At 45.5% G+C, this 560-nt stretch carries 1 pseudogene; it reads right to left on the bottom strand.

The features are described 5' to 3' along the window. Positions 1–464, bottom strand: a pseudogene (locus BTA51_RS30750) (IS110 family transposase); the annotation flags it as partial. Positions 465–560 lie beyond the last annotated feature (96 nt).

Below are 560 nucleotides of genomic sequence, written 5' to 3'. Positions count from 1 at the left end.
GCTCCTACCGGTACGACAATACCGAATTCAGCTAGGGTGGCCCGAAAACGATTAATCAAAGCTGTCCGCTCTTTAGTGAGACCATCTCTTTCACGGTGGAGCAAAAGTACTGACTGTTGATCTACCGACTTAATATCGACGAAGCGCATGTTGGGGCGTACGACAGCCTCACAAATTGCTTCTGCATCTGCGGCATCGCTCTTATTAGTCTTCACATAGGGTTTGACCTATTGGGGCGGCATTAGTCGAACTTCATGACCTAAGGAACGCAATTCTCTCGCCCAATAATGAGCGCTTCCGCATGCTTCCATGCCAATCAAACAGGGCTCTAGGTTGCGGAAGAATGATTTCAGATTATGGCGACGAATGGCTTTATTCAGAAGACAATTACCATCTCGATCAGAGGCATGGATCTGAAAAATATTCTTGGCCAAATCAATACCAATAACGGATATACCTTTCATAATATCTCCCTCCAGATTTAACCAGCTTCTCGGCCTGTTCAGTATAGAAAGGGAGCGTCCATATCATTATTTGTATATCGCGCATGCGCGTTTTTC

Source organism: Hahella sp. CCB-MM4 (assembly GCF_002260525.1).
In the GTDB taxonomy this organism is placed as follows: Bacteria; Pseudomonadota; Gammaproteobacteria; order Pseudomonadales; family Oleiphilaceae; genus Hahella.
The sequence above is the reverse complement of the archived record's forward strand: the minus strand, read 5'-3'. Positions and strand labels throughout refer to the sequence as shown.